At 63.4% G+C, this 26408-nt stretch carries 25 protein-coding genes; 8 read left to right on the top strand and 17 right to left on the bottom strand.

Features of this window, described 5'->3' with window-relative positions; translation table 11 throughout:
* Positions 1-6: 6 nt before the first annotated feature.
* From ACLD02_RS06345 to ACLD02_RS06325, 5 genes are all read right to left on the bottom strand, one after another.
* Positions 7-333 (bottom strand): STN domain-containing protein, encoded by a 327-nt coding sequence (locus tag ACLD02_RS06345; protein WP_203104855.1) that lies wholly within the window; start codon positions 331-333, stop codon positions 7-9.
* 64 nt (positions 334-397) lie between these two features.
* The gene (gene paoC, locus ACLD02_RS06340; RefSeq protein WP_410298224.1) at positions 398-2599 is read right to left on the bottom strand and encodes an aldehyde oxidoreductase molybdenum-binding subunit PaoC; all 2202 of its coding nucleotides are present in this window, start codon (positions 2597-2599) and stop codon (positions 398-400) included.
* 3 nt (positions 2600-2602) lie between these two features.
* A complete protein-coding gene (locus ACLD02_RS06335) occupies positions 2603-3553 on the bottom strand; it encodes an FAD binding domain-containing protein (RefSeq protein WP_203104857.1) in 951 nt (316 codons plus the stop codon).
* Entirely contained in the window at positions 3550-4212 is a 663-nt protein-coding gene (gene paoA / locus ACLD02_RS06330) for an aldehyde dehydrogenase iron-sulfur subunit PaoA (protein ID WP_410298223.1), read from the bottom strand. Before paoA ends, ACLD02_RS06335 begins: the two co-directional genes overlap by 4 nt.
* A gap of 242 nt (positions 4213-4454) precedes the next feature.
* Positions 4455-5495 carry an NAD-dependent epimerase/dehydratase family protein gene (locus tag ACLD02_RS06325; protein WP_410298222.1) on the bottom strand — a complete coding sequence of 347 codons (1041 nt, stop codon included), beginning with the start codon at positions 5493-5495 and terminating at the stop codon, positions 4455-4457.
* Positions 5496-5693: 198 nt separating this feature from the next.
* On the opposite strand from ACLD02_RS06325, the gene ACLD02_RS06320 reads away from it, so the two are divergent.
* Both ACLD02_RS06320 and ACLD02_RS06315 read left to right on the top strand, forming a co-directional pair.
* Positions 5694-6944, top strand: a complete 1251-nt coding sequence (locus ACLD02_RS06320) for an MFS transporter (RefSeq protein ID WP_203104859.1) — start codon at positions 5694-5696, stop codon at positions 6942-6944.
* 7 nt (positions 6945-6951) lie between these two features.
* Complete coding sequence (locus ACLD02_RS06315) at positions 6952-7845, top strand: DMT family transporter (protein ID WP_203104860.1); 894 nt, start codon at positions 6952-6954, stop codon at positions 7843-7845.
* A gap of 17 nt (positions 7846-7862) precedes the next feature.
* On the opposite strand, the gene ACLD02_RS06310 is transcribed toward ACLD02_RS06315, so the two are convergent.
* On the bottom strand, positions 7863-8825 hold the full coding sequence (locus ACLD02_RS06310) for an alpha/beta hydrolase (RefSeq protein WP_410298221.1): 963 nt from the start codon (positions 8823-8825) through the stop codon (positions 7863-7865).
* A gap of 62 nt (positions 8826-8887) precedes the next feature.
* On the bottom strand, positions 8888-10081 hold the full coding sequence (locus ACLD02_RS06305; RefSeq protein ID WP_410298220.1) for an MFS transporter: 1194 nt from the start codon (positions 10079-10081) through the stop codon (positions 8888-8890).
* Between the two features lie 125 nt (positions 10082-10206).
* On the opposite strand from ACLD02_RS06305, the gene ACLD02_RS06300 reads away from it, so the two are divergent.
* The 4 genes from ACLD02_RS06300 to ACLD02_RS06285 all read left to right on the top strand — a co-directional run bounded on the left by ACLD02_RS06300 (position 10207) and on the right by ACLD02_RS06285 (position 15171).
* Entirely contained in the window at positions 10207-11094 is an 888-nt protein-coding gene (locus ACLD02_RS06300) for a LysR family transcriptional regulator (RefSeq protein ID WP_410298219.1), read from the top strand.
* Positions 11095-11253: 159 nt separating this feature from the next.
* On the top strand, positions 11254-11784 hold the full coding sequence (locus tag ACLD02_RS06295; RefSeq protein WP_203104864.1) for a sigma-70 family RNA polymerase sigma factor: 531 nt from the start codon (positions 11254-11256) through the stop codon (positions 11782-11784).
* Positions 11781-12719 (top strand): FecR domain-containing protein, encoded by a 939-nt coding sequence (locus tag ACLD02_RS06290; protein WP_203104865.1) that lies wholly within the window; start codon positions 11781-11783, stop codon positions 12717-12719. The genes ACLD02_RS06295 and ACLD02_RS06290 overlap by 4 nt, the downstream gene beginning before the upstream one ends.
* A gap of 46 nt (positions 12720-12765) precedes the next feature.
* Positions 12766-15171 (top strand): TonB-dependent receptor domain-containing protein, encoded by a 2406-nt coding sequence (locus ACLD02_RS06285; protein ID WP_410298218.1) that lies wholly within the window; start codon positions 12766-12768, stop codon positions 15169-15171.
* Positions 15172-15200: 29 nt separating this feature from the next.
* Here the strand turns inward: ACLD02_RS06285 and ACLD02_RS06280 are convergent, their stop codons facing one another.
* From ACLD02_RS06280 to ACLD02_RS06245, 8 genes are all read right to left on the bottom strand, one after another.
* The gene (locus ACLD02_RS06280; protein WP_410298217.1) at positions 15201-15368 is read right to left on the bottom strand and encodes a hypothetical protein; all 168 of its coding nucleotides are present in this window, start codon (positions 15366-15368) and stop codon (positions 15201-15203) included.
* A 254-nt stretch (positions 15369-15622) separates the two neighbouring features.
* On the bottom strand, positions 15623-16609 hold the full coding sequence (locus ACLD02_RS06275) for a PDR/VanB family oxidoreductase (RefSeq protein ID WP_410298216.1): 987 nt from the start codon (positions 16607-16609) through the stop codon (positions 15623-15625).
* Positions 16610-16693: 84 nt separating this feature from the next.
* On the bottom strand, positions 16694-18391 hold the full coding sequence (locus ACLD02_RS06270) for an L-lactate permease (protein ID WP_410298215.1): 1698 nt from the start codon (positions 18389-18391) through the stop codon (positions 16694-16696).
* A gap of 141 nt (positions 18392-18532) precedes the next feature.
* On the bottom strand, positions 18533-19408 hold the full coding sequence (locus ACLD02_RS06265) for a LysR substrate-binding domain-containing protein (RefSeq protein WP_410298214.1): 876 nt from the start codon (positions 19406-19408) through the stop codon (positions 18533-18535).
* Positions 19409-19575: 167 nt separating this feature from the next.
* Positions 19576-20397 (bottom strand): class II aldolase/adducin family protein, encoded by an 822-nt coding sequence (locus tag ACLD02_RS06260; protein ID WP_410298213.1) that lies wholly within the window; start codon positions 20395-20397, stop codon positions 19576-19578.
* 92 nt (positions 20398-20489) lie between these two features.
* Positions 20490-21410 (bottom strand): LysR family transcriptional regulator, encoded by a 921-nt coding sequence (locus ACLD02_RS06255; RefSeq protein WP_410298212.1) that lies wholly within the window; start codon positions 21408-21410, stop codon positions 20490-20492.
* 65 nt (positions 21411-21475) lie between these two features.
* Positions 21476-22996: a Rieske 2Fe-2S domain-containing protein gene (locus ACLD02_RS06250; RefSeq protein ID WP_410298211.1), complete on the bottom strand. Its 1521-nt coding sequence runs from the start codon at positions 22994-22996 to the stop codon at positions 21476-21478.
* A gap of 206 nt (positions 22997-23202) precedes the next feature.
* Positions 23203-23433: a DUF1413 domain-containing protein gene (locus ACLD02_RS06245; protein ID WP_410298210.1), complete on the bottom strand. Its 231-nt coding sequence runs from the start codon at positions 23431-23433 to the stop codon at positions 23203-23205.
* A 225-nt stretch (positions 23434-23658) separates the two neighbouring features.
* Here ACLD02_RS06245 and ACLD02_RS06240 point away from each other — a divergent pair, with 225 nt between their 5' ends.
* Positions 23659-24099: a PaaI family thioesterase gene (locus tag ACLD02_RS06240; protein WP_410298209.1), complete on the top strand. Its 441-nt coding sequence runs from the start codon at positions 23659-23661 to the stop codon at positions 24097-24099.
* On the opposite strand, the gene ACLD02_RS06235 is transcribed toward ACLD02_RS06240, so the two are convergent.
* Positions 24100-24567: a MarR family winged helix-turn-helix transcriptional regulator gene (locus ACLD02_RS06235; RefSeq protein WP_203104868.1), complete on the bottom strand. Its 468-nt coding sequence runs from the start codon at positions 24565-24567 to the stop codon at positions 24100-24102. It abuts the gene before it with no gap.
* Between the two features lie 149 nt (positions 24568-24716).
* Here ACLD02_RS06235 and ACLD02_RS06230 point away from each other — a divergent pair, with 149 nt between their 5' ends.
* Positions 24717-25985: an NAD(P)/FAD-dependent oxidoreductase gene (locus ACLD02_RS06230; protein ID WP_410298208.1), complete on the top strand. Its 1269-nt coding sequence runs from the start codon at positions 24717-24719 to the stop codon at positions 25983-25985.
* Between the two features lie 15 nt (positions 25986-26000).
* Here ACLD02_RS06230 and ACLD02_RS06225 read toward each other — a convergent pair whose 3' ends face one another.
* Positions 26001-26399: a winged helix-turn-helix transcriptional regulator gene (locus ACLD02_RS06225; RefSeq protein WP_203104870.1), complete on the bottom strand. Its 399-nt coding sequence runs from the start codon at positions 26397-26399 to the stop codon at positions 26001-26003.
* Positions 26400-26408: the final 9 nt, after the last annotated feature.

Genomic DNA, 26408 nt, shown 5'->3' with positions numbered 1-26408 from the left:
GCGGGGTTATTCCACTTTCAGGGTGTTGGGAGCGTGCTCGGTGATAGCCAGCCCGGTGCCGTCCAGGGCGGTCTCCAGGGCCTGGCGAATGCTCATGCGCCCGGCCACCGGCTGAACCTGGACGGCGCCGATTTCATCGGTGTCCGCCTCGATGAAACAGCCGGTGGCGTGGGCCAGTTGCTGGGCGGTTTCATCGAAGCGCTGGGCCGGCAAGTCGTAACTCGCCACGGCGTCGCACTTGCCGGTTTCCATCGGCGCGGCGCGGTCCTGGCCGGTGCAGCCGGCCAGCATCAAGGCGCCGGCGCCCAGGGCCATCATCAGGGTATCGCGCATCGTTCAATCTCCATTTGCAATGATGTGCACTCTGAGACCGGTGCGCGCACTCCGGGTTCCGGGCTCAGGCCAGGTCAGGGAGTCCGTCGAGCAGCTTGTCCAGAGTCACCGGATAATCGCGCACGCGCACACCGGTGGCGTTATGGACCGCGTTGGCCACGGCGGCGCTGACGCCGCAAATGCCCAGCTCGCCCACGCCCTTGGCTTTCAGGGGCGTGGAATAGCGGTCCTCGCCTTCCAGGAAAATCACTTCCTGCTCCGGGATGTCGGCGTGCACCGGCACCTCGTAGCCGGCCAGATCGTGGTTGGCGAAGAACCCGTAGCGGGTATCCACCGCCAGTTCCTCCATCAGGGCCGCGCCCACGCCCATGGTCATGGCGCCGATCACCTGGCTGCGGGCGGTGACCGGGTTGAGGATGCGGCCGGCGTCGCACACCGCCAGCATGCGCCGCACACGGATCTCACCGGTGGCGGCGTGCACGCCCACTTCCACGAAGTGGGCGCCGAAGGTGGCGAGCAGGTACTCCTTGCCGCGGAAGTCGCCGAACTCGATCTTGTCCTCGGCCACCAGCTCCTCGCCGCCGCCCACCTCGGTGAGCGGCGTGCGGCGGTCACCGTGGCGAACCACGCTGTCGGCGAAGCTCAGGTCCTCGGGGTCGGCGTCCAGGCGCTCGGCGATGGCTTCGCGCAGGGCGACGCAGGCGGCGTAAACGCCGGCTGTGGAACTGGCCGCGCCCCACTGGCCACCGGAGCCGGCGGAGGCCGGCGCATCGGAATCGCCGAGCGCCACGTCCACCGCGTCCAGGGGCACGCCGAGCATTTCCGCGGCGGTCTGGGCGATGATGGTGTAGGAGCCGGTGCCGATGTCGGTCATGTCGGTCTCCACACGTACGGTGCCGTCCGGCTTGAGTCGTACCCGGGCGCCAGAGGCCTGCACCGGCGCGCCCCGGTAGGCGCCGGCCACGCCGTGGCCGATCAGCCATTGGCCGTCGCGGCGGGCGCCGGGCTTGCGGTTACGTTCATTCCAGCCAAAACGCTCGGCGCCCCGTTCCAGGCATTCCACGAAATGCCGCTCGGAGAAGGGCCGCTCGGGGTTGTCCGGGTCCACCTGGGTGTCGTTGAGCACGCGGAACGCCACCGGGTCCATGTCCAGTTTCCCGGCCATTTCGTCCATGGCCACTTCCAGGGCCATCAAACCGGCGGTTTCGCCGGGGGCGCGCATGGCGTTGCTTTCCGGCAGGTGCATTTCCAGAGGCCGGTGCACCAGCAGGCGGTTGGCGCCGGCGTAGAAATGCTGGGTGGGCGCGGCGCCGTTCTCGCCATCGCCGCCGGGCAGGGTGTTGCTGGTGTTGTCGTGGCCGATGGCGGTGATGCGCCCGTCCCGATCGGTGCCGATGCGGATGCGCTGGATGGTCAGGCCGCGATGGGTGGCGTTGTTGGCGATCAGCGGGCGCGGCAGCGCCACCTTCACCGGCCGGCCGGTTTCCCGGGCGGCCACCGCCGCCAGCACCGCGTCGGCGCGCAGGAACAGCTTGGCGCCGAAACCACCGCCGATGTAGGGCGAATCGAGCCGCACTTTCTCGTCGGGCAGGTCGAACGCCTTGGCCAGCGCCTGCTTGCTCCACTCGATCATCTGATTGGCGCTCCACAGGGTGAGCGCGCCGTCCTTCCATTCGGCGATGGAGGCATGGGGTTCCATCTGCGCGTGGCTCTGGGCCGACGTGGTATAGGTCTGGTCGAGTTTCACCGGCGCCTCGGCGAAGGCGCGGTCGAAGTCGCCCACCTTCGCCATCGGTTCCAGCTCGTCATCCTGGTGGGCGCGGCGTTGCTCGGCGAGATCGAAGGAGGCGCTTTCGTCCTCGTCGTAGTCGGTGCGGATCAGGGCGGCGGCGGCGCGGGCACGCTCGAAGGTGTCCGCCACCACCACGGCGATGGCCTGGTGGTAATGCTGGATGTCGCGGCCACCGAACAGGTAGGCCACGTTCATTCTCGCCTTGGGCAGCCGGTCCATGTCCAGGGTGGTGATCACCGCCACCACGCCCGGCGCCGCCTTGGCGGCGCGGGTGTCCATGGAACGGATGCGGCCCTTGGCGATGGCGGCGCCCACCGGGTAGCCGACCAGCTGGCCGTTAGCCACGTCATGGCGCTCGTAGGCGTAGGGCGCGGTGCCGGTGGTTTTCAGCGGGCCATCGATGCGCGGCAGGGGCTGGCCCAGCACGGTTCCGCGATCGGCCGGATTGCTCCCGGCGGGTTTGTCGAAACGCATGGGTTACTCCTTCGCTTCCGCGAGCACGGCGGCCAGGGTGCGCTCGGCCAGGTTCACCTTGAAGCGGTTCTCGTGGGTGGGCTCGGCGCCGTCCAGCAGCCGCGCCATCACCGCCTTGGCGCCCCTCGGCAGGGCCTCGTCCGCCTCTTCCCGGCGCCATGGCTTCGGCGCCACGCCGCCCAGCGCCACCCGGCCGCTGCCGTCGGGCTGAACCACCGCCGCCACCGACACCAGGGCGAAAGCGTAGGACGCCCGGTCGCGCACCTTGTGGTAGAAATGCTTGCCGCCCAGGGGCCTGGGCAGGGTCACGGCGGTGATGAACTCGCCGGGAATCAGCACCGAATCAATCTGCGGCGTGTCGCCGGGCAGGCGGTGAAAATCGGCGATGGGGATGGCCCGGGTATTTCCGTTGGGCAGCACGGTTTCCACTTCCGCGTCCAGCAAGCGCATGGCCACCGCCATGTCACTGGGGTGGGTGGCGATGCAGTGCTCGCTGCCGCCGATGACCGCCAATTGGCGGCTAAAGCCCTCCCGGGCGGCGCAGCCGGCGCCGGGCCTGCGTTTGTTGCAGGGCATGTTGGTGTCGTAGAAGTACGGGCAGCGGGTGCGCTGCAACAGGTTACCGCCGGTGGTGGCCTTGTTGCGCAGTTGCCCGGAGGCGCCGGCCACCAGGGCCCGGGTGAGCACGCCGTAGTGGCGCCGTACCCGGGGGTCGGCGGCCAGGTCGGTGTTGCGCACCAGAGCGCCCACGCGCAGACCGCCGTCGTCGGTGTCCTCGATGGTGTCCAGCCCCAGGCCGTTCACGTCGATAAGATGGGCCGGGGTTTCCACCTCGATCTTCATCAGGTCCAGCAGATTGGTGCCACCAGCGATGAAACGGGCGTGGTCCGTGGACGCCGCCGCCATGGCCGCCTGTTGCGGGGTCTCCGCCCGTTCGTAGGTAAAGGCTCTCATGATTGCTCCCCGGCCACGTCCCGCACGGCGTCGAGAATGTTGGCGTAGGCGCCGCAGCGGCAGATGTTGCCGCTCATGCGCTCGCGGATTTCTTCCGCCGTCACCTTCATCGGCGCGTTCAGGTCGGCGGTCACGTGGCTGGGCACCCCGTCTTGAATTTCCTGCAGGGTGGCCTTGGCGGAGCAGATCTGTCCCGGCGTGCAGTAACCGCACTGGTAGCCATCATGCTCGATGAAGGCCGCCTGCATGGGGTCGAGATTGTCCGGCGTGCCCAGGCCTTCCACGGTGGTGATCTCGTCCCCCTCGTGCATCACCGCCAGGGACAGGCAGGCGTTCACCCGCCGGCCGTTGACCATCACCGTGCAGGCACCGCACTGACCGTGGTCGCAGCCCTTCTTGGTGCCGGTCAGTCGCAGCTGTTCGCGCAGGGCGTCGAGCAGGGTCAGCCGGGTGTCGGCGGTGAACCGGCGGGGTACGCCGTTGACGGTGAACGCCACTTCGGCGGTGGCCGCCTTGTCATCAGCGGCGGGAGCGCTGGTGGGGCTTTCACCGTCGCGACCAGCGGCGGCCAGTCGAGGCAGGCCCAGGGAGGCCGCGGAGGCGGCGCCGACGATCATCAGGGCGCGACGCGTGATCTTGAAACGGGGGTGCTGAGACATGGTCACCGATCCTTCTGGCTGGCGGGGCGACCGTGTCGATGCCGCCCGCTGGCGAGGACGTACGTGTGAAAAGCCTTGTTTCCACGTTACTGGAGACAACTTACCGGAAACGAAGAGGCGCACGCATTTCGAATGGATAAATCGATGTAAAAAACCACCCTAGCGAACGCCCCGGCACACCGGCTTGCCCGATCCTGCCCCATGCCTGCCGGATCCTCCAAACCCGGCCGCCGGTCACGCGATCAGCGCATTACCTGCTCGAAGAAGGCGAACAGGGATTCCTCCAGCGACCGGTACTGGATGCCCAGTTCCTCGCGGCTGCGCCGGTTGTCGGCCCGCCAGGGCAGGTTCACGTTGCGGGTAACGTAGTCGCGGGTCAGGGTCTTGTTGACCATCGGCCCGAACAACCATACCGCCGCCTTGGGCAGGGTCCGCTTGGGCAGAGGGTAGTCCTTGCCGAAGCGGTGACGCAGGACCCGCGCGATCTCCGGGAAACTGGTGTCGTGGCCGGACAAAATGTAACGCCCATGGGCTTCCGGCAGGAACGCGGCGCGCACATGGGCCTCGGCCACTTCACGCACGTCCACCACGCCCATGCCGATGTCCGGCACGCCCATGCGCGCGGTGCCGTCGCCAAGCTGGTGCACGATAGTGAAGCTCTCCGAGGTGGCGTTGGGATTGATACCCGGGCCCACCACCAGCGACGGATTGATGGTCACCAGATCCCAGCGTTGTTGTGACTTGGCGATCTTCCAGGCTTCCCGCTCGGCCAGGGTCTTGGAGTAGGAGTAAGCCTGATGCTCCAGGGACGAGCTGGTGTTCCAGTCCGCTTCCGTGAACACGCCCTGGGCGGTGTCTTCCAGGTCCGCGTTGTCGCCGTAAATGGCGGCGCAGCTGCTGGTCAGCACCACGCGCCGCACGGACTCCGTGTCGTTCACCGTTTCCAGCACGTTGCGGGTGCCCTGCTGGGCCGGTTCCACCAGCTCCTTGAGCGGGTCCTTCACCGAGGTGATGAACGGCGAGGCGGTGTGGAACACCACCGAACAGCCGGCCATGGCCTCGGCGTAGGAGCCCGGCGCCAGCAAATCCGCCTTGAAATAACGAATCTCGCCGGGGGTACGCTCGGCGATGGCATTGAGGTATTTAAGCTTGTCCGGATTGTCCGGATCACGCACCGGCGCGTGCACGGTAAGCCCTTCTTCCAGCAACCGCTCCATCAGCCGGCCGGCCACGTAACCGGTAGCGCCGGTGACCATCACCGGCATGCTCGTATCGATTTGCATAATCGCCTCCTCCGCCTTGATTCCCGGCATCATGGGCGCCGCGCCTGGTCCTGTAACTGACGGACGGAACCGAGCGCCGGGGCGATAGGGTCACGGCTCATACACTGGCGCGCGACGGTGTGCCGCTCATATTCAGCGCAACTGAACCGTTCTTTCAGCGTTATTCGATTAGTATTCGGTGGTTTTAAGGGAGGCATCATGACGGGATCAGAACAGCGGGCCGATACCGGCCTCCGGGACATTCGCGCCATCGTGTTGGCCGGCGGCGTGGTGCTGGCGCTGGCGTTCGGCGTGCGCGCCGTATTCGGTGGCGTGGTGCAGCCGCTGTCCGATGAGCTGTTCGGCGGTCGCATCGAGGTGTTCTCCCTGTCGATCGCCATCCAGAACCTGGTGTGGGGGCTGGCCCAGCCCGGCTTCGGCATCCTCGCCGACCGCTACGGCGACCGCCGCGCCCTGTGGCTGGGCTTCGTCTGCTACCTGGCCGGCATGCTGATCTGCGTGTTCGCCAGCAGCGCCTGGGCCCAGCATCTGGGCGCCGGGGTGTTGGTGGGCATGGGCATTTCCGGCACCGCCTTCGGCCTGGTGCTGGCGGTGGTGGGCCGGGCGGCCCCGGAGCACAAGCGGGCCCATTACCTGGGCATCACCTCGGCCATGGGCTCCGCCGGCCAGGTGGTGCTGCCGCTGCTCACCGCCTGGCTGATCGAGTGGCTGGACTGGCGCATGACCCTGCTGGTGATCACCGCCACCCTGCTGCCCATGGCGCTGTGCATTCCACGCCTTCGGGTGGCGGCCACGGAGCACGACACCGCCGGCGCCGCGCCGCCACCGCTGCCCGCCATGGTGCGCGGCGCCTTCGGCTATCGGGATTACCTGCTGCTCAACGCCGGCTTCTTCGTGTGCGGTTTCCACCTGGCATTCATCACCGCCCACCTGCCCACCTATGTGCAGAACTTCTGCGTATCCGCCGCCTCGCCGGCGGAACTTCGCGCCCTGGGGCTGCAGGCCCTGGCGCTGGCCGGTCTGGCCAATATTTTCGGCACCCTGTTCGCGTCACGGCTGGGTATGCGTTTTCCCAAACCCTATGTGCTGGCCGCCATTTACGCGCTGCGCGCCCTGGTGATCCTGATTTTCATCACCCTGCCGCTGACGCCGGCCTCGGTGATGATCTTCGCCCTGGTGATGGGTGGGCTGTGGCTGTCCACGGTGCCGCTGACCAGCGCCCTGGTACTGACCCAGTTCGGACCGCGCGCCATGGGCACCCTGTTCGGCTTCGTGTTTCTCAGCCATCAACTGGGCAGCTTCGCCGGCGTCTGGCTGGGCGGCGTGTTCTTCGATCGCTTCGCCAGCTATGACCAGATATGGTACCTGGCCATCGCGCTGGGGGTGCTGTCTTCCCTGGCCCATCTGTTCGTCCACGAGCGGCCGGCACCGGCCGCCGCCATTGCCTGATTGCTTTATGCCGCTTCAACCGCTGACGTCCCGCGCCATCCTGATACTGATCCTGGTGTTCGCCGCCTTCGGCGCCCAGCAGACCGCCGTCAAAGCGGTGGTTTCCGACATGGCGCCGCTAACCCAGACCTTCCTGCGCTCGCTGGGCGGCACGGCGCTGCTGGCGCTGTGGTTTCTCGGCCAGCGCCGCAACCCGTTCCGCGCGCCCACCGGCCCGTCCATGCTCCTGGGCCTGCTGTTCGCCCTGGATTTCGGCTTTCTGTATCTGGGGCTGGCGCTGACCAGCGCCGCCCACGCCGCGGTGATCTATTACACCGCGCCGATGATGATCGCCCTGGGCGCCATGTACATCGTTCGCGACGAGCCGGTGCGCCGCTTCAAGGTGCTGGGCATTCTGTTCGCCTTTCTGGGCGTGGCGCTCACCGCCTTCTCCGGCACCGGCGGCAGCGGCGCCGCCACCGTGCTCGGCGACCTGCTGTGCTTCGCCGGCGCGGTGTGCTGGGCGGCCACCGTGCTGGTGATCCGCGCCACCGACCTGCGCGACCTGGACGCGCCGGTGGTGCTGTTCCACCAGTTGTTCGGCTCGGTGCCCCTGCTGGGCCTGGCCACCCTGGTGCCGGACGGTGGTTGGAGCGTTCACTGGAGCCCGGCGCTGATCGCCTCCCTGGCATTCCAGACCGTGGGCGTGGCGTTCCTGAGCTACCTGGTGTTCTTCGCCATGCTGCGCCGCCACTACACCTCCCAGGTGTCCGCCATGAATTTCCTGGCGCCGCTGTTCGGCGTGGTGTTCGCGGTGGTGCTGCTGGGCGAGCGGCAGAACGCCCTGTTCTGGGTGGGCGCGGCCGCCATCGTCGGCGGCCTGTGCGTGGTCAACCAGCGCCGGGCCGGTCACCCGGCCTGAGCGCGCCGCCCTCTCACTCAAAGGTGATCGGTGAAGAAGGCGTCCAGCTTGTCGAACGGAATCAGGTCCACCCGGTCGTAGAGGTCCACGTGGCCGGCGCCGGGAATCTCCAGTAGCTCCTTGGGCTCGGCGGCGCGGGCGTAGGCGTCGCGGCTGAACTCGATGGAGTGCGCTTCGGAGCCGGTGATGAACAGCATCGGCCGGGGCGAGATGGTCTCAATGTCCTGGAACGGGTAGAAGTTCATGAACTTCACGTTGCTGGACAGGGTCGGGTGGGTGGTCAGCGCCGGGGACGAGCTTTCCGGGGTGTATTCGCCGCGCGGCGTACGGTAGAAATCGTAGAACTCCCGTTCGATGGCCGTGGAGTCCTCGGTGATTTCATGCACGGTGCCGCTGGTGTAGAGGGTTTCCCCACCGTTGTATTCCACCTGCCGCTGTTTCACCGCCTGTTCCAGGATCACCTTGCGCTGTTCCAGGGACAGACCGTGGTTGAGCCCGTTACGGTTGGCGGCGCCCATGTTGTACATGCTCACCGTGGCCACCGCTTTCAGGCGCGGATCGATCTTGGCGGCGCTGATGGCGAAGCTGCCGCTGCCACAAACGCCGATCACGCCGATGCGTTGCGCGTCCACGAACGCCTGGCTGGACAGGAAATCCACCGCCGCGCTGAAATCCTCGGCGTAAATGTCCGGGGACACGGCATTACGGGGCCGGCCCTCGCTTTCGCCCCAGAACGACAGATCCAGGGACAGGGTGACGAAACCACGCTCGGCCATCTTGGTGGCGTAGAGGTTGGCGCTTTGTTCCTTCACCGCGCCCATGGGGTGGCCCACCACGATGGCCGGATGGGCGCTGTCGCGGTCCAGACCCTCGGGCACGAACAGGTTGCCCACCACCTTCATCTGGTATTGGTTGGGGAAGGTCACCTTTTCCACGGTGACCCGGTCACTGGTGTAGAAGTTGTTCGCATCGCTTGGCATGTCGGCTCCTCCTGCGGAGATCAAACACAAGTTGAAAATCAGCGCGGTCAGCAGTGGCTTCATCATGACTCCGTTCGCCGGGTGAAGAAGGCCAGCGTTACCGCCGCCAGTAACAGGGCGGCGCTGACCAGGAAAGTGGTCTGGTAGCCACGGGTATCGAACAGGACGCCGCCCACCGACGAGCCCAGGGCGATGGAAAGCTGGATCACCGCCACCATCAGGCCACCACCGGTTTCCGCGTCGTCGGGCAGGGCCCGGGCGATCCAGGTCCACCAGCCCGCCGGAGCCGCCGTGGCCACCAGCCCCCAGAAGCCGAGCAGCGCCGCCACCGGCCACACCCGGTGGCCAAACAGGGTCAGCGCCACGGCGACACCCGCCATCAACAGGGGAATCAGCATCAGGGTGCGGTACAGGTGCCGGTTGAGCACGAAGCCCACCAGGGTGGTGCCAAACACGCCGGCGGCGCCGATGCCCATGAGAATCCAGGACAGGGTGCTCACCTCCACCCGCGTCACCGTTTCCAGAAACGGCCGCACATAGGTGAACAGGGAAAACTGGCCCATGAAGAACACGCCCACCGCCAACATGCCCACCGCCACCGGCGGCCGCGTGAGCAGCTTGAACACGGCGGTGGGCGCCGCCGGCCGCGCCTCCGCGCGCATCGACGGCAGGCTTCGCCACTGCCACAGCAGCACCGCCAGCCCCACCGGCACCAGGCAGAAAAAGGCGCCGCGCCAGCCGATCGCCTCACCCAGCCAGGCGCCCAGCGGCGGCGCCACCACCATGGCCACGGCGTTGCCGCCGTTGAAGATGCCCAGCGCCCGGGGCACCCGATGGGGCGGCACCAGCCGCATCGCCACCGCCGCGGACAGCGACCAGAAGCCGCCGATCACCACGCCGATCAGGGCGCGGCCGATCATGTACACGGTGAACGTGGGCGCCAGCGCCACCGTGGCGCCGGACACCACCATCAGTGCGGTGAGCAGCGACATCAGGGTCTTGCGGTTCATGCGCCCGGCCAGGGAGGCGATGCTCAGGCTGGTGAGCACCGCGAACACGCCGGAGATGGTCAGCCCCTGCCCGGCCAGCCCCTCGCCCACGCCGAACTCGGCGGCGATGGGCGTAAGCAGGCTCACCGGCAAGAACTCGGAGGCAATCAGCGTGAACACGCACAGCGTCATGGCCAGCACGCCGCTCCAGTAAGCGGGCACGGAGCCCACCTGTTCCAGGGTCGCCGTTCGGGGTTGAGAAGGCATTCCGGTCCTGTTCGCGGGAGAGAATTTCAGAGACCGTGCATTCTCCGCCGCCACCCCGGGGTTGACTAGCTAATGAATTCTTAATGAGGATATTAGCTCTACTAATCAATCAGCCGGGGCCCGGGATGATCAAGCGCAACTTCAACGACCTGCTGGCCTTCGTCACCGTGGCCCGGGAAGGCAGCTTCACCCGCGCCGCCGCCCGGCTGGGCGTGACCCAGTCCGCTCTGAGTCAGACCATCAGCGGCCTGGAACGCCAGCTCGACATCCGCCTGCTGACACGCACCACCCGCAGCGTCTCGCCCACCGCCGCCGGCGAGCGCCTGCTGCGTGCCATCGGCCACCGCTTCGACGAGATCGAGGCGGAACTGGACGCGCTCACCGAGCTGCGCGACAAGCCCGCCGGCACGGTGCGCATCACCTGCGGCGACCATGTGCTGCGCCACACACTCCTGCCTCGGCTGGCACCGCTGATGCATGATTACCCGGACATCAACCTGGAGTTTGATGTTAACTACGGCTTCCGCGACATCGTCGCCGACCGGTTCGACGCCGGCGTGCGTCTGGGCGACACCATCGACAAGGACATGATCGCGGTGCCCATCGGCCCGCCCCTGCGCATGGCCGCCGTGGCCACGCCGGCCTACTTCGAGGCCCACGGTCGACCGGCCACCCCGGCGGACCTCACCGAGCACCTTTGCATCAACCTGCGCTTCCCCACCCACGGCGGTCTGTACGTCTGGGAGTTCGACCACCGGGGCCGGGAGCAAACCGTGCGCGTGGACGGCCAGTTGGTGTTCAACACCTCACCACCAATAGTGGACGCCGCCCTGCACGGCCTGGGCATCGCCTTCCTGCCGGAGCAGGAGTTCGCGCCCCACCTGGAAGCGGGGCGCCTGGAGCGGGTACTGGACGACTGGTGCGAACCGTTCCCCGGCTATTACCTCTACTACCCCAGCCGCCGCCAGCCCTCGCCGGCCTTTTCCCTGGTGCTGAACGCCCTGCGGGTTTAACGGGGCTCCACGACCTGTCCGAGCTCGGCGAGCCCGCGCCTGGCCAAGCGGTGTTCATTGAAACTGTAAGCCCCCGGCTTGAGCGGCTGGGCCACCACCTATAAGATTGAGACTGATTATCAATTGCATGATTTGGGAATTGACGCGGGGGACGTCATCATGTCGGCGGGCGAACTGACCCAGGATCCGCTCCAGCATCTGTATCGCGGCCATCACGGCTGGCTGCGCGGCTGGCTGTGCCACCGGCTGGGCTGTTCGGAGACCGCCGCCGACCTGGCCCAGGATACCTTCGTGCGGATCATGCAGCGCCAGCGCCAGGAGCGGGATTTCACCGTCAGTCATCCGCGCCAGTACCTGCGTCTGGTGGCCAATGGTTTGATGGTCGACCATTTTCGCCGCCGCGCGGTGGAGCAGGCCTATCTGGAGGCCCTGGCGCAACGCCCGGAGGCCGCCACCCTGGCCCTCGAGGAGCAGCAGATCATCCTGGAAACCCTGCAGCAACTGGATCGCATGCTGGATACCCTGCCCGCCGCCACCCGTCGGGCGTTTCTGCTGTCGCGGCTCGACGGCCTGACCTACCCGCAAATCGCCGAACGGCTGGGCGTATCGTCGCGCACCGTGAAACGGCATATGCAACGGGCCTTCCTGGCCTGCCTGGACCATATGGTCGGCCAGGAAATAACACCGTGACCGACCGCCCCACCCTGCTGCGGGAAGCATCCGCCTGGCTGGTGCGCCTGGATGCCGGCGCCCTTAGCGACGACGAGCAGGATGCCCTGCGGCGCTGGTACCAGACCAGCGAAGCCCACCGCCGGGTCTGGGAGGCGGCCTGCCAACTCAATCAGCAATTCACCAGCCTGCCGGCGGACCTGGCCGCGCCGGTATTGCGGCGCCCGCGCCTGCACCGGCGCACCGTGCTGAAATCCCTGGCCGGCCTGGGGCTGGCCGCGCCGCTGGGCTGGCACCTGGCCAATGAGGCCCCGTGGCGCCCCTGGCTGGCCGCGCACCGCACCGCCGTGGGCGAACGGCGAGCGCTGACCCTGGCCGACGGCAGCGCCGTGATACTGAATACCGACACCGCCCTGGACGTGGTCACGGACGGCACTGACCTGGAGTTGCGCCTGTACCAGGGCGAGCTGTTCGTGCGCACCGGCCACCGCCGGCCCGGCACCCTCTCGGTGCGCACCGCCCAGGGGCGGGTACGTGCCCTGGGCACTGAGTTCGCGGTGCGTTGCCTGGACCAGGCGACCCGGGTCACGGTGGCGCGGGACGCGGTGACGCTGACGCCACTGTCCGGCACCGGGCAACGGCTGGTGCAGGGCCAGGAAGGCCTGTTCTCCGACACGGCGGTAACTGCCGTGGGCGCGGCGCCCGCCGACCGGCTGGCCTGGCGCCAGGGCGAGCTGGTGGTGGAGAGCTGGCCGCTGGCCGAGGTGATCGCGGAGCTCGCCCGCTACCGGCCCGGGGTGCTGCGTTGCCAGCCGGACGTGGCCGACCTGCGTATTTCCGGTGTGTTCCAGACCGACGATACCGAGCTGGCGCTGGAGGTGCTGGAACAGGTCTTCCATCTGCGCGTCAGCCGGTTCACCGATTTCTGGGTATCCGTTGGCGCCCCACCCGCATAAGTTGGCCCCTTTTCGGCTGCTCACTCGACTACTGGATAAACGTCCATTGAAGAGCAATGTCGAGGAAACCATGTTCCACACTCTTTCCACCCCCCGCCGGGCCCTGCTTTGCCTGCTCCTGGCGAGCCTGCCCCTGGCCGGCGCCGCCCAGGCCCGCCCCTACCACGACCAGGAGGTGAACGACGCCCGCCACCCGTTCCAGATCGCTCCCGGCCCCTTGGCCACCGCGCTCAACCAACTGGCGCGGGTCGCCGGCATCACCCTGACGTTCGATCCGGTTCGACTGGAAGGTCTGCACAGCGACGGCGTCGACGGCATCCACACCACCGACGAGGCCCTGCGGCGGGTACTGGCGGGCAGCGGCTTGCGGGTGGCGCGCAGCGCCAACGGCGGCTACCTGATCACCGCCCCCGCCGCGCCGGTGTCAGGCACCCTGGCACCGGTGACCGTCAGCACCACCCGGGCCCCCAGTGAGCTGGGCCGCACACCGCAAAAAATCACCGTGATCGAGCGCGAGCAGATCGAGGAGCAGTTGGCCATGACCACCGACCAGTCGTCGGTGCTCAGCAGCCTGATTCCCTCCTACGGGCCCAGCCGTCAGAAGCTCACCAATTACGGCGAGACCTTTCGCGGCCGCAAACCACTGATCCTGATCGACGGCGTGCCCCAGTCCAACCCGCTGCGCGACAGCAGCCGGGAGGGCTACACCATCGATTTCTCCATGCTCGACCGTATCGAGGTGATCCACGGCGCCAGCGCCGAGCACGGACTGGGCGCCACCGGCGGCATCATTAACTTCGTCACCCGGCATCCCCAGGGCGACGGCGTGCACCAACACGCCGGCGTGCGCCTCAGCGCCGACCCGAAGTTCCCGTCCGACAGCCTGAGCTACAAAACCGACTATCGCCTGCAAGGCAACAGCGGCAACTGGGAATACCTGGCCGGCGTGTCCTATCAGTCCCACGGCCTGTTCTATGACGCCCATGACCGACCGGTGGGGGTGGACCGCAGCCAGGGCGACATCATGGATTCCCAGGGCCAAGATCTGATGGCCAAGATCGGTTACTGGTTCGACGACAACCAGAACCTGCAATTCACCGTGAACCGCTTCTTTCTGGAAGGGGACTACGACTACGAGACGGTGGACGGCGACCGCGCCACCGGTGTGCCCACCACCTCCCGGCGCGGGCGCCCGGAAGGCAAGGCGCCGCGCAACGAGGTGCTGACCACCAGCCTGGTCTATCAACACCGCGACCTGGGCGGCAACGACGTGCGCGCGCAGCTTTATACCCAGCGTTTCCGGGCCCGCTATGGCGGCGGCGTGTTCGCCACCTTCCAGGACCCGGCCATCGACCCCACCGGCAACCTGTTCGATCAATCGCAGAATGAAGCGGACAAAGTCGGCGCCAAATTCACCCTCAACCGGGCCGGCCTTCTCGACGGCCTGCTGGGTATAACCACCGGCGTCGATCTGCTGCAGGATGAAACCCGGCAGATGATGGTTCTCACCGACCGGGAGTGGGTGCCGGAGACCCGCTTCCAGAACATCGCCCCGTTCCTGCAGGCCCAGTGGCGGGTGAACGAACGGCTCAACCTGCAAACCGGCGTGCGCTACGAATACGCGCGCCTGGACGTGGATGACTACACCACCCTGGCGTCCTACGGCGGCGGCACCGACGTCAACGGCGGCTCCCCCAGCTTCGACGAAACCCTGCTCAACGCCGGCCTCACCTATCAGCTGACCGACAGCTGGCAACTGTTCGGCAGCTATGCCGAAGGGTTCGGCATGCCGGACGTGGGCCGGGTGATCCGTGAAATCAGCGTGCCGAACCAGAACCTGGACGACTATCTGGATCTGCGTCCGGTGGTCACCGACAACCGCGAGATTGGCGTGCGCTTCCACCGCGACCGGGTCAGCGTGGAGCTAAGCTACTACCAATCCGATTCGGACCTGGGCTCACGGCTGGAGAACGTCAACGGCATCGCCGAGGTACGCCGGGAGAAAACCGAGATCGACGGCTGGGAAGCCAGCGCCGAGTGGCGGGTGCTGGACCAACACACCCTGGGCGCCAGCTACGCCCGGGTGCGCGGCGAGTACGACAGCGACCAGGACGGCAAGGTGGACAGCAAGCTGGACGGCCGCAATGTGGCGCCGGACCAGCTTTCCCTGCACTGGCAGGCGAGCTGGAGTGAGCGCCTGCGCACCCGGCTGCAGGGCACCCGTTATTTCAGCCGGTCGTTCGACAATCCGGACCAGCATTTCGAGGGCTACAACCTGGTGGACCTGTCCTTGCTGTACCGGCTGCCAAAGGGCGAGCTGAGCGCCGGCATCGAGAACCTGTTCAACGAGGACTATTTCACCTACTTCTCGCAGACCGCCTCGTCCCAGAACAATCAGTACTTCAAGGGCCGTGGCCGCGTCATCAGCCTGGGCTACGGCCTGGATTTCTAGCCGCTCGACGGGCGCCTGCAAGAAGGCTCTTACAGAAAGCCCGGCAACGCCCAGTCGCCGCCCTCGTCGGCCAGTACCGCCTCACGCTCCTCCGGGTGAGGCTGGTCCGGGCCGGCGCTTTCCAGCCCCGCCAGCAACTCGCCGTTGGAAGGGCCGTCTCGATTTTTTAGGCGCAGGGTTCGCCCTTGCCGGAGCAACCGGCGACCAGAGCCGCCACCAGCCAAATTGCCGCGTTTCTCATTTCACCTCTCCTCCGCACCAGCTTGCCAACGATGGACGTTTTTTCCGGCCATGTGCCGATAGAATAACGTTACCCGAAACCTAAGCTCCGCCGTTATCAACACGCCTTCGAAAAGCCTTCTAACAAGCCCCGGAATGCCAAGACAGCGTCAGGGATTACTACGCTTTCGGTTGCTCGTCGGACGGTCGTAAAGAGCGCTGTAAGTCGGCCTTACAGGTCGATTACCACCATCTCCGATACGCCCCTGGAGACGCACGCCGTCAGATATTCCCCCCGTTCTTCATCATCCAGAATAAAGTCACGATGATCGATCTTGCCTTCGAGATAACGTAGTTTGCAGGTCGCACAAAGGCCCGCCTCACACGAAGTCTCAATACCGTACCCGTTCGCGGCCAGAACATCGGCGATACTCTGCTCCTCACCGACGGCCAGCACTTCTCCGGTGCTGGCGATCTTTATCTTGAAGCCACAGGGCTCTTCGGAAACTACATTGTCGAACTTTACGTCCGGAGCTTTGAAATGTTCGCAATGAACCGTGCCTGTTGGCCAATGGTCCGAGGCCGCGGCACACGCCGCCATGAATCCGCCCGGGCCACAGTAGTACAGGTGATCGCCCGGCCGAGATCTGGCCAACAGAGAGGGAATGTCCAAACCACGGGAAGGATCGCCATGATCATAATGCATAAAAACACGTCCATCGCGCTCCAGGGCTCCGAACGGCACCTTGAACGCGGCGTGATCCGGGGTTTTGGCGCAATAGTGCAATTCAAAATCAGCGCCATGATTCAGCAGCGTATGGACCATCGACTTCAGGGGCGTGACGCCGATACCACCGGCGATAAGCACGTGCCTTTTCGCGTCCATGCAAAGAGAGAAATTATTTCTCGGGCGACCGATCAGAAGTGTATCGCCGACACGGATACGCTCATGGAGCGCCCGTGAGCCCCCTCGCCCCATGTTCTCGCACAGTACGCCGATCACATAGCGGTTCGTCTCCTTTGGGTCATTCGACAACGAATACTGTCTGACATAGCCGCCGGGTATTTTTACGTCGACATGTGAGCCGGCGGAAAAAGAGGGAAGCGTCTTGCCGAACCTGTCCACCAGCTCAAACGATTTGACACCAAACGCTTCATCGATGATTTTCGAAACCATCACTTCGAGGTCGCCGGATTCCCGGGCGTCATCACTGCTCATTCTTTAACTCCCATCGTCCATTCACGCTCGGCATGCTCGTCTCTCCGCAAGGCGAGCAACCACCGGCGCCAAAACGTGCTTTGATTAAAAAGGCCACATCAACGAGTCGTTGAAACCAAAAACGTAAATTGCCAACATGCCGAAAAGTCCCGTCGCCGAAAGATAGTAAAGAGTGGGGAGCGCGGTCTTTCTCAACGTTATGCCTTCATTGCCAAGCATTCCGACGGTGGCGGAGGCCGCCACCACATTGTGGATGGCAATCATGTTGCCGGCGGCGGCTCCCACCGCCTGGAGAGAAATCATCAAAACAGTCGATAGTCCCAACCCATGAGCGACGTTGAACTGAAACTCGGATAACATAAGATTGGATACCGTATTCGACCCGGCAATGAATGCTCCCAACGCCCCAATCGTCGGTGCGAAAAGCGGGTAGAAATCGCCCAACCCCGATGAGGCCACATGTGCCATTGCAATGGGCATGGAATCGAACCCGGCGTCATTTACTCCCGAGTTGATCAATATCCTCACCATGGGCACGGTAAACAAAAGAACAAAAGCTGCACTGACCAGCACGCGCGCCGATTCTGAAAACGCCATGGCGGCACTTTTACGATCCATCCTGTGCATAAAAATGGTGATCAGCGCGACAAAAACGAGAATGCCACCCGGAACATAAAGCGGCTGAAAGCTGGCCGATATATCGGAGTGCCCCAGAATGGCATCCCAGGATATATCGACGGACTGAAGCATGCCCTTGACGTCGGCAGACACCCGGGACAGTACGAGAAGGGCCGCCAGCACGACGTAAGGCAGCCACCCTTTGAACACCGAAATGCCGTCCTTGTGCACATCGGCCTGATCCTTCACCTCAATGGTCCCGAGCCAATGCCGAGGCCAGGAAGAAGGCGGCGCGAAATCCCAACTGTCCTTTGGCATAAGAAAACCTTTCCTGGCCGCGGGCACCACGATCATCAAGCCAATCATCGCGCCCAGTATCGAGGGAAATTCAGGACCAAAGAAAATACCCACAAGACAGTACGGAACGGAAAAGCAGGCTGCGGCGAACAGCGCGAATGGGATCGCCGGCAAAGCCGGCCGCCAGGATTTTTCCTCGCCGAAGAAGCGGACGACGATCAACACCATCAGAGTCGGCATCAGCAAGCCAATGATCGCGTGCGTGACTGCTACCGTCGACACGATCTCACTGAAATAAACATCCCAGCTGCTGCCTTTTGACGCCAATTCCGCCGCTATCGCCTGTTGATTAACGCCACCACCGACGCCCAGCACGATGGGTAATCCGACCGCCCCGAAAGATACCGGCGTCGACTGAATCATCAATCCGGCGATCAGGGCGGCCAACGCCGGAAATCCGATGGCCACCAACAACGGCGCCACCACGGCCGCCGGCGTGCCGAATCCGGACGCCCCCTCTATGAAACTGCCGAAAAGCCAGGCTACTATGACCACCTGTACGCGCCGATCCGGGGTAATGCTGCAAAACCCCGTTCGTATGGCGTGTATCCCGCCGGAAAATTTCAGTGTTTTCAGCAGCAGGATGGCACCGAAAATAACCCAGACGATCGCCACGGTAAGGATCACACCCTGAATGCAGGACGCCACCACCCTGCTCACCGGCACGTGCCACACAAACAGAGCAATCAAAACAGCGGAGAGTAGAACCAAAGGCATGGCACGCTTCGCCGACATTTTAAATACCACGATCAAGATGCCGGCAAAAATCAAAGGAAAGAAAGCCGACATCGAAACCAATGAAGTCATCTGGCGCACCTCCGCATCAAATTTGTTTTTTTATAGCGGCCTGATTTTCAATAAAGCCTGAATCAATAATAGAAGAGCAATGCCACCGGAAAAACGGCGCACGGGGAATAACAGTTATTCCTTTTCAGTGCGGCACGCCAGCTACGCACCCCTGGCAACGAAGTCAAAAAACTCCCTGATGATGGGCGCCCCCCTGCGCTCCCTTAGACAGGCCACTTCCATATCCAGATAAAGTTCCTCGCCATGGGAATCGGTGATCGCGTTTTTCTTTAACCTTTGATCGATATAATCCGCGCTGTCCAATGCGATGCCGACGCCCAGACCCGTGGATATCGCTTCACGGACAGCATCCTGACTGTCGATTTCCAGGACTCTTTTTACCGACACCTCGGAAGCCTCAAGGATCTCATCGAGTATCTTCTGCTGCATCGAACCTTTCTCGCGCACGATCATGTCGAGACCTTCCAGATCGTGGATCGATACCCTGCCACGGGAGCCGCGCGTGAATGTCTTGTCGGAGAGAAGCACGATGCCGACACGGCGATAACTGATTGAATGGAAACGCCGATCACCCAATTTTGGTAGAAAGGAAACATCCGCGTTGAGTGACACCAGGCTGTCCACCAGGTGCTCCGCATTGCCGAAGGATACTTTCAAAGAAATGTTCGGGTACTGAGAGTGAAACCGAGAGGCAAGCGTCGCGATCTGCACCGGATCGAACGCGGATATCCGGATCTCCCCCTCCAGCAAACCACCCGCGGCCTTTAAAAGCTGTTCCGAGGATTTTTCAAGTTCGAATAACTGCGTGGTCAGTTTCAGCAGGCGCTTCCCAGTGGCCGTGAGACAAACTTTGTGGCCATACCTATAAAAAAGCTCGACTCCATATTTTTGTTCAAGGGATTTTATGTGGGTGGTTATACTGGGCTGACCTATGAACAATGATTTAGCGGCGGACGTGAAACTTCCCTGCAATGCGACGGCATGAAAACATCGCAACTGATGAAAATTCAAAGACATGAGAAACCCCGGCAACAAACTAATCCAGCAATAGTCTCACAGCCTTCCGCGAGGATAAACTTGAACACCCACAAACGATGAAGCAGGATTAATTTTTGTCTATATTTTCCTATAAAATAAAACAGGCCCGGCGGGATAGCGCGCCGGACCTGCTTTTGCAACCATAATTAAGAGAACATATCGGGCTGGGTGCGCGCCAAATGGTCATAGAGGGGCTGAAAATGCAGCCAGCCGATATAATCGCTACCGACGTGTTCCCGGCTGTATTTCGCTTTGTCCTCCGGAACGAGGATGGGCTCAATACCGGAAGATTCGATCATCAGCTGCTGCTGACAGCAGCGCTCAAGAGCGATGAACCAGAAGGCCGCGTCATCGATACTGTGGCGGCTCGCGGTGATGATCCCGTGGTTCTGATGGATCGCGGCACGGACGCCTTCAAAAGCATCCGCCACCTTCTTGCCGGCGGAAACCTCCACCGCCACCTTTCCACCTTCTTCCCTGATCACGGCATGATTACCAAAAAAGGCCGCCGCGTCTTGTGTAATCGGCGGCAAGCTCTTGCCGGTGGCTGCCCAAGCGGTGCCATAGAGCGTGTGCGCATGGCACATCGCAATGATATCCGGATGTTCATGATGAACCGCGGCGTGCAGAACGAACCCGGCGCGGTTCAAGGCATTATTGCCCTCCACCACCGTTCCATCATGATCCACCAGAATCAGATTAGACATCTTCACGCTGGAAAAATGCACCGCCATCGGATTGGTCCAATAAAGATCCGGACATTCCGGATCACGAACCGTCAGATGCCCGGCGAAGCCATAATCAAAGCCGTGATCGGCGAACGCCCGACAGGCAGCAACCAAGTGGCGCTTCCGGTAATCCCGCTCCTCTTCGTAATTCTTGAACTCCGGAATTTCCGGAAAAATAAGCCCCTCCTGTTCCGGTTGATAGATGGAAATCTTCCCTTTAGGTAAATTCAGGCTATTCATTTCTGACTCCCAATGTTCGAAGACTTCAATTTAATTTTCGTCCATCTCGCGAACAACAGGCGCGCTCGAATAACACTTATTCCCGCACATCGCTAAAGTTGCCAATCCGGGTAGCGGAGTTTATCCACCATGAATTCGACAAAGCTTCTGAACCGGGGGTTGAGCTCTTTCTCGCCCGGAAAAACGATATAGATGTAGTCGTCGTGACAATCGTTGTACGTCTCCAGAACCGCCCTTAACTTTCCCTTTTTTATCAGTGGAACGGCGACATGCTCCGCCATTCTCATGACCCCCATTCCCTCCTGGCACATCTTGATCAACGCCACCCCGTTTGTGCTTCTGACCCTGCCGCTCACAGTCACCGTCATTGGCATACCATCAACCATGAATCGCCACTTATTGAGACTGGACTTGTCGCCGCTCCACAATAGGCATTCATGGTGCAACAAGTCGTCGGGCAGCTCGATTGCCGGGTTTCCGTCCAGGTACTCCGGTGAAGCGACGATTAGCCTGTTCAACTTACACAACCGCTTGGCAACCAGACTGGAGTCCGCCAGGGGGCCCATCCTGATGGCCATATCGGCGGTGCCATCCAGCAGGTTCTCGTGATAATCCGTCAGGGATAGGTTCAGCGATATGGAAGGGTGTGATTTAAGGAACTCAGGCAGGAAGCGGCTGACCGGATCTATGCCGAATGCAAGAGGCGCGGTCAGCCTGATCTCACCGGTCGGAGATTCTTTCTGGCTGCGCCGGTATGCCCAGATCTCGACCTCTTCCAGCTTGCCCAGTATCTCGCCGATTTTTTCAAGATACTCGACGCCCTCTTCGGTGACCTTTTGATTTCTTGTGTTCCGGTGTATCAGCTTGATTCCGAGTCGCGCCTCCAACCCACTGACTGTTTTACTTACGTAGGACTGGCTGACGCCGAGATGGTTGGCGCATGCGGTGAAGCCACCAAGGTCGACCACCGACTTGAAGACTTTCATCTCGGCAACATTATCATTCTTCATCATTTCATGCCGTTCAGAACAGGGAGACCGCCGCTGCCCAAAGGCGACGGCGGTCTTGTGCGCGGGGACTATTTGTAGTGGGTCTCCAGTTCATCCATTCTGCGCCTCACGTATTCAGCGCGCTCATCGCCCTGATAGCCATCGCTGTCGGTGATGATACCGACCACGGTTTTGGCTACGTGCCGGCGCCGAGCCACCTCCTCTTCCGGCTCGTCGGCCTCCGGCACTTCGAGCACATTACCGCTGCAATAGCTGTGCGGATTACCACCGTATTCTTCCAGCCAGGTCTTGAAGCCCTCCGCGGTGGCGGCTGGATTTTTCCCTCGCACCGCGTCACGCAGCAATTTTCGAAACAGATAGAGACCGGCGTCGAACTTGGTGGGGTTTTCCAACTGGTGCACGGCAATGGGCCGCTGGCTGATGATCGCCTCATAGTCTCCTGGTGCGTATTGCGCGGCTTTGTAGCAATCACGCTCCCTATGGTTGGCCGGGATGGGGGGTAGATCTTCCAGGGCGTAGTCGCCGAAGCGCTCATTTCGTCGCATCGCCACTTGGCCTTCGAGGAAATCGATGGTCTCGTAACCGACCAGGCTTTTGTCACCGACACCTCGCGTGTCGATCCCGGGCCCCATGACCCGCCAGCCGATCATCTTGCTGTTTTCGTCGTCGACCGGCACCGTCCAGCGAACGATGTGGAAGCGACTGAAGTGTTTTCGCTTTGATCCGTCCTCCGAGGTGTAGGCGTGCAAACTCAGGTTGGGCAAAACCTGGTGCTGCACCCGGATGAACAGCTTTTCGCCATCGACGCGCCGGGCGCCGGCGCACGCCAGGCTTCTGCCCCCCTGAACCGGAATGAACTGCATGTCGGGCCCGACTTCCATGGAAGCGGCCCCCACTTCGTCGAAGGTGGTTCCCTGATAATGGCCATTCACCACGTTCCTCTTCGCGTGCAACGCGGTGGGGTGGTAGTTATCGGCGGCGTTATCTTGCACCTGCAGCCAGTTACAGTGCTGGAAGTTACTGTATGGGACCAGCTCATCACCCTCCATGACGGTGAAGTTCTCTTCCCATTCTGGAAACGGCGGCTCCTTATCGGGATGCCCCATGTAGGCGAATACCAGACCATGGCGCTCAAACGCCTTGTAGGCCCCTTGCTGGATGGAGCACGCGAATTTTTCGGCTTCTTTCTCTTCACCCGAAGGATAGGGCACATGCAGGCAGGTTCCATCAACATCAAAGACCATACCGTGATAGCAGCATTTTATGCCTTTTTCCTGGATGGAACCGTATTCAAGGGAGGCACCACGATGCACGCAATGCGCATGCAACACGCCAACACGACCGGATTTGTCCCTGAACACCACCAGCTCCTCGCCAAGAATTTTGATGAAGCGGGGGGTGTCGGTGAGCTCCATGGACATGCAGACCGGATGCCAGAAGGTGCGCATGTATTCACCCATTGGCGTGCCCGGTCCGGTCTCGGTCAACTCCGGGTCATGCTCGGGAACGACGTTGGTGAAATAGCCACCATAAGGTCTGAGCTTGTCGCTTTTTTTCGAATTATTGGTCTCGGGCTTTGTATTCATCATTCTCATTTCGCCTCACTCGCTTTGGGGTCTTTGACTTTATAGTGAAGAGAAATGTGGACCGTCGAATTCAATTTCCGAATGGACCTCATTCACCTGGCTTATTCCATAAATGAATAAAAAATATCAGTTTAAAAAAGCGGCAATACCAAGGCCCCCTTGCCACGAATAGGCCCGGTCTTTGTCATCGGAAAACACTTCCCGTACCACTAGTGTCCAAGCTTGCGGTAAAGCCGGCCGCCGCCTTTCTTCTTGCCGGTGTCCTCAATGCCCGGGAAACGCCCCAGGCGCACCAGACGCAGGAAGGTGTTGCCCAGCTTCACCTTGTCGCCGATGTAGAGGTCATCCCAGCCGGCGCCGTACACCTCGGGGAAATGAAACTCGCCGGGCGAGCGCTTGTTAAGCGCTTTTTCCAGCCGTTTTTGCAGTGCGTTGTCCATATGAACCTACCGATTCTCCAGTCCGTTCTCGCGGCGCGGTTGGCGGATTCCGTCCTTGTGACGGCGATGTATTCATTCAACAGCCAGCCCACCGTGCCCATCAAGGAGAAAAACAGCGGCGCCAGCGACACGATCCATTACGCCCTCACATCAACATTATTGACTTTAGAAAACGGAGCATGCCAGGATTTCCACTCACCGGCCCTCCACTCAAGGACAACGACGATGACGATCCCCCCCGACGCCACCGGTCTGGACATACTCGAACAGCTGGCGAAAACCCGCTCCAACGGCTCCTCCATCGGTGCGACCATGGGCATGCGGATGGCCCGTGCCAGCGAAGGCCACGTGGTGCTGGACGTGACTCCGGACGACCGCCACCTCAACCCGCTGGGCGCGGTCCACGGCGGCTTCGCCGCCACTTGCCTGGACGGTGCCGCGGCGCTGGCGCTCTATTCCACGCTGGCCGGCGACACGCCTTACGCCACCGTGGATCTGAACGTGAAATACCTGCGCCCGCTGCGCCAGAACCAAACCTATCAGGCGGAAGGCCGGCTGGTGGACCGCACCCGGCGGCTGGCGATCTGCGATACTGAGATCCGCGACGAAGCCGGCACCCTGTACGCCAAGGGCACGGCGACGCTGATGGTCATGGACGAGCGCTGATCACTCCAGCTTCGAAGCCAACGACCCCATGATGCGGTACCAGTCGTCCCGGCTCTTGGCGGGCACCCGGGCGAACGCGGCGGCCACCGCGTCCCGCTCATGCTGACTCGCCGCCTGCTCCACCTGGCGACCGGCCGGGGTCAGGGCCAGCTGTTTGAAACGATGGTTGTCCGCGTCGCGGCGCATGGTCACGTAATCGTTTTCCGTCAGGAATGTCAGCGGCCGGTGCAACGCCTGCTTGCTGATCCCCAGCAGCGCCGCCAACTCGCCCACGGTGATGCTTTCGGCACGGGCGATGACATAAAGAATACGGTGGTGCACCCGGGACAGGCCCAGGGTGGCGAGGTAACGGTCCGCTTCCACGGTCAGGCCCCGAAAGCCGAAATGAAGCGCCTCGAGGGCAGCGTCCAGAGGGTCCAGCGGCGTCAGCGCCACGCCGGGTAACCGGCTTTTGTTGTGTATCACCATGGAATTCCGCGCTCCCGTTGCCGACGTCATTGTGGCCGCCGCCGGAAACACTGACAAGGCGGCCCCGTTCTCCAACGACGATATCGAAAGCCCGCCTCCTGTGGGAGGATGGGGGCCGACACCAACGCGTTTTTCAGGAGGCCGCCCCCATGGCCCAGCCCCGGCCCGAACCACAACCGCCCCGCCATATTGTCGTGCTCGGCGCCGGCATGGTCGGCGTGAGCGTGGCCTGGCATCTGCGCCGGCGCGGCCACCGGGTGACCCTGGTGGATCGCAACGCACCGGGCCGGGAAACCTCCTTTGGCAACGCTGGCATCATCCAGCGCGAGGCGGTGCGGCCCTACCGCTTTCCACGGGACGCGGGCACCTTGCTGCGGGTGCTGCCCAACCGGGAAATCGACATCCGCTACCGGCCCACCGGCATGGCCCGCGCCGCCCTGCCCCTGTTTCAGTACTGGCGCAATTCGGCGCCCGGGCGCTATGCCCGCATCGTCCCGGAATACGCCGCCCTGATAAGCCGGGCCCTGGACGCCCACGCCGGGATGATCGACGCCGCCGGCGCCGGCGACCTGATCCGGCGGGATGGCTACCTGAAGGTGTTTCGCACCGAGCAGGCCTGGCGTGAGCAGGTGCTTGAAGCGAAACAGGACGCCACCGAGTACGGCGTCACTCACCGGGTGCTGGACCGGGCCGCCGTCGCCGAGCTGGAGCCGGATCTGGACTCCGCCCTGATCGGCGCCGTGCACTACACCCAGCCGTGGACCGCCACCGACCCGGGCGCTTTGGTGGCCGCCTATGCCGAGCACTTTCAACGGCAAGGCGGCCGTTTCGTGCGGGGCGCCCTGGAAACACTGTCCCGCGACGGCGAGCAATGGCGGGCGGTGGTCGACGGCCTGGCGTTACACGCCGACCAGGTGGTGCTGGCCCTGGGGCCCTGGTCCGGCGAATGGCTGCGACAGCAGGGCTTGCAGGTGCCGCTGTTCGTCAAACGCGGCTACCACATGCACTACGACGCGCAAGACGGCGCCCGTCTGCACCATTGGATCATGGATGCGGAAACCGGCTATCTGCTCGCCCCCATGCGCGCCGGCATCCGCCTGACCACCGGCGCCGAATTGGCGCGCCAGGACGCCACGCCCCACTACCGGCAACTGGACGCCGCCGAAGCCGTCGCCCGCCGCCTGTTCCCACTGGGTGAACGCCGGGACCCTCGGCCCTGGCTGGGCGCCCGTCCCTGCACACCGGACATGAAACCGATCATCGGCCCCGCCCCCGGCCTGCCCGGCCTGTGGCTGGCCTTCGGCCACGGCCACCAGGGCTTCACCCTGGGCCCCGTGACCGGCAAATTGATCAGCCAGATGATGGACGGCGAGAACACCAACGTGGATATGACGCCCTATCGGGCGGACCGGTTCTGAGCCGGACGCGCGCCCTCAGCCCCCGGCGCCGGCCAGGTAGCGCTGGCGCGCCTCGACGATGGCGCGGTGATGCTCATCCGCCCAGGCCACCAGCGCCCCCATGGGCGCCTGGAACGAGCGGCCCAGATCGGTAAGCGCGTATTCCACCCGGGGCGGCACTTCCGGGTAAGCGGTGCGGGTGATGAAACCGTCCTGCTCCAACTGCTTCAGGGTGCGCGACAGCATCTGCCGGGACACATCGCCGATCTCGCGCAGCATTTCGTTGAAGCGGCGACGGCCCGGCGCCAGCGCATCCAGAACCAACAGGCTCCACTGATCGCCGATGCGATCAAGCACGTCGCGGATCGGGCATGGCTGCGCCAGCGCCTGTCGCTCACACAGGCTTGAGGCGGATTTCTTCGGGCTGTCGGTCATGGTGTTTTC

Origin of the sequence: Alloalcanivorax sp. C16-2, from assembly GCF_046507615.1 — a bacterium.
In the GTDB taxonomy this organism is placed as follows: Bacteria; Pseudomonadota; Gammaproteobacteria; order Pseudomonadales; family Alcanivoracaceae; genus Alloalcanivorax; species Alloalcanivorax marinus_A.
Note: the sequence above shows the minus strand (reverse complement) of the source record. Positions and strands in the feature narration are given on the sequence as shown.

Coding starts and splice junctions, on each gene's coding strand:
- ACLD02_RS06345 (WP_203104855.1), bottom strand. CDS start 333: ATGCGCGATACCCTGATGATGGCCCTGGGCGCCGGCGCCTTGATGCTG.
- paoC (WP_410298224.1), bottom strand. CDS start 2,599: ATGCGTTTCGACAAACCCGCCGGGAGCAATCCGGCCGATCGCGGAACC.
- ACLD02_RS06335 (WP_203104857.1), bottom strand. CDS start 3,553: ATGAGAGCCTTTACCTACGAACGGGCGGAGACCCCGCAACAGGCGGCC.
- paoA (WP_410298223.1), bottom strand. CDS start 4,212: ATGTCTCAGCACCCCCGTTTCAAGATCACGCGTCGCGCCCTGATGATC.
- ACLD02_RS06325 (WP_410298222.1), bottom strand. CDS start 5,495: ATGCAAATCGATACGAGCATGCCGGTGATGGTCACCGGCGCTACCGGT.
- ACLD02_RS06320 (WP_203104859.1), top strand. CDS start 5,694: ATGACGGGATCAGAACAGCGGGCCGATACCGGCCTCCGGGACATTCGC.
- ACLD02_RS06315 (WP_203104860.1), top strand. CDS start 6,952: ATGCCGCTTCAACCGCTGACGTCCCGCGCCATCCTGATACTGATCCTG.
- ACLD02_RS06310 (WP_410298221.1), bottom strand. CDS start 8,825: ATGCCAAGCGATGCGAACAACTTCTACACCAGTGACCGGGTCACCGTG.
- ACLD02_RS06305 (WP_410298220.1), bottom strand. CDS start 10,081: ATGCCTTCTCAACCCCGAACGGCGACCCTGGAACAGGTGGGCTCCGTG.
- ACLD02_RS06300 (WP_410298219.1), top strand. CDS start 10,207: ATGATCAAGCGCAACTTCAACGACCTGCTGGCCTTCGTCACCGTGGCC.
- ACLD02_RS06295 (WP_203104864.1), top strand. CDS start 11,254: ATGTCGGCGGGCGAACTGACCCAGGATCCGCTCCAGCATCTGTATCGC.
- ACLD02_RS06275 (WP_410298216.1), bottom strand. CDS start 16,609: ATGAGCAGTGATGACGCCCGGGAATCCGGCGACCTCGAAGTGATGGTT.
- ACLD02_RS06270 (WP_410298215.1), bottom strand. CDS start 18,391: ATGACTTCATTGGTTTCGATGTCGGCTTTCTTTCCTTTGATTTTTGCC.
- ACLD02_RS06265 (WP_410298214.1), bottom strand. CDS start 19,408: ATGTCTTTGAATTTTCATCAGTTGCGATGTTTTCATGCCGTCGCATTG.
- ACLD02_RS06260 (WP_410298213.1), bottom strand. CDS start 20,397: ATGAATAGCCTGAATTTACCTAAAGGGAAGATTTCCATCTATCAACCG.
- ACLD02_RS06255 (WP_410298212.1), bottom strand. CDS start 21,410: ATGATGAAGAATGATAATGTTGCCGAGATGAAAGTCTTCAAGTCGGTG.
- ACLD02_RS06250 (WP_410298211.1), bottom strand. CDS start 22,996: ATGATGAATACAAAGCCCGAGACCAATAATTCGAAAAAAAGCGACAAG.
- ACLD02_RS06245 (WP_410298210.1), bottom strand. CDS start 23,433: ATGGACAACGCACTGCAAAAACGGCTGGAAAAAGCGCTTAACAAGCGC.
- ACLD02_RS06240 (WP_410298209.1), top strand. CDS start 23,659: ATGACGATCCCCCCCGACGCCACCGGTCTGGACATACTCGAACAGCTG.
- ACLD02_RS06235 (WP_203104868.1), bottom strand. CDS start 24,567: ATGGTGATACACAACAAAAGCCGGTTACCCGGCGTGGCGCTGACGCCG.
- ACLD02_RS06230 (WP_410298208.1), top strand. CDS start 24,717: ATGGCCCAGCCCCGGCCCGAACCACAACCGCCCCGCCATATTGTCGTG.
- ACLD02_RS06225 (WP_203104870.1), bottom strand. CDS start 26,399: ATGACCGACAGCCCGAAGAAATCCGCCTCAAGCCTGTGTGAGCGACAG.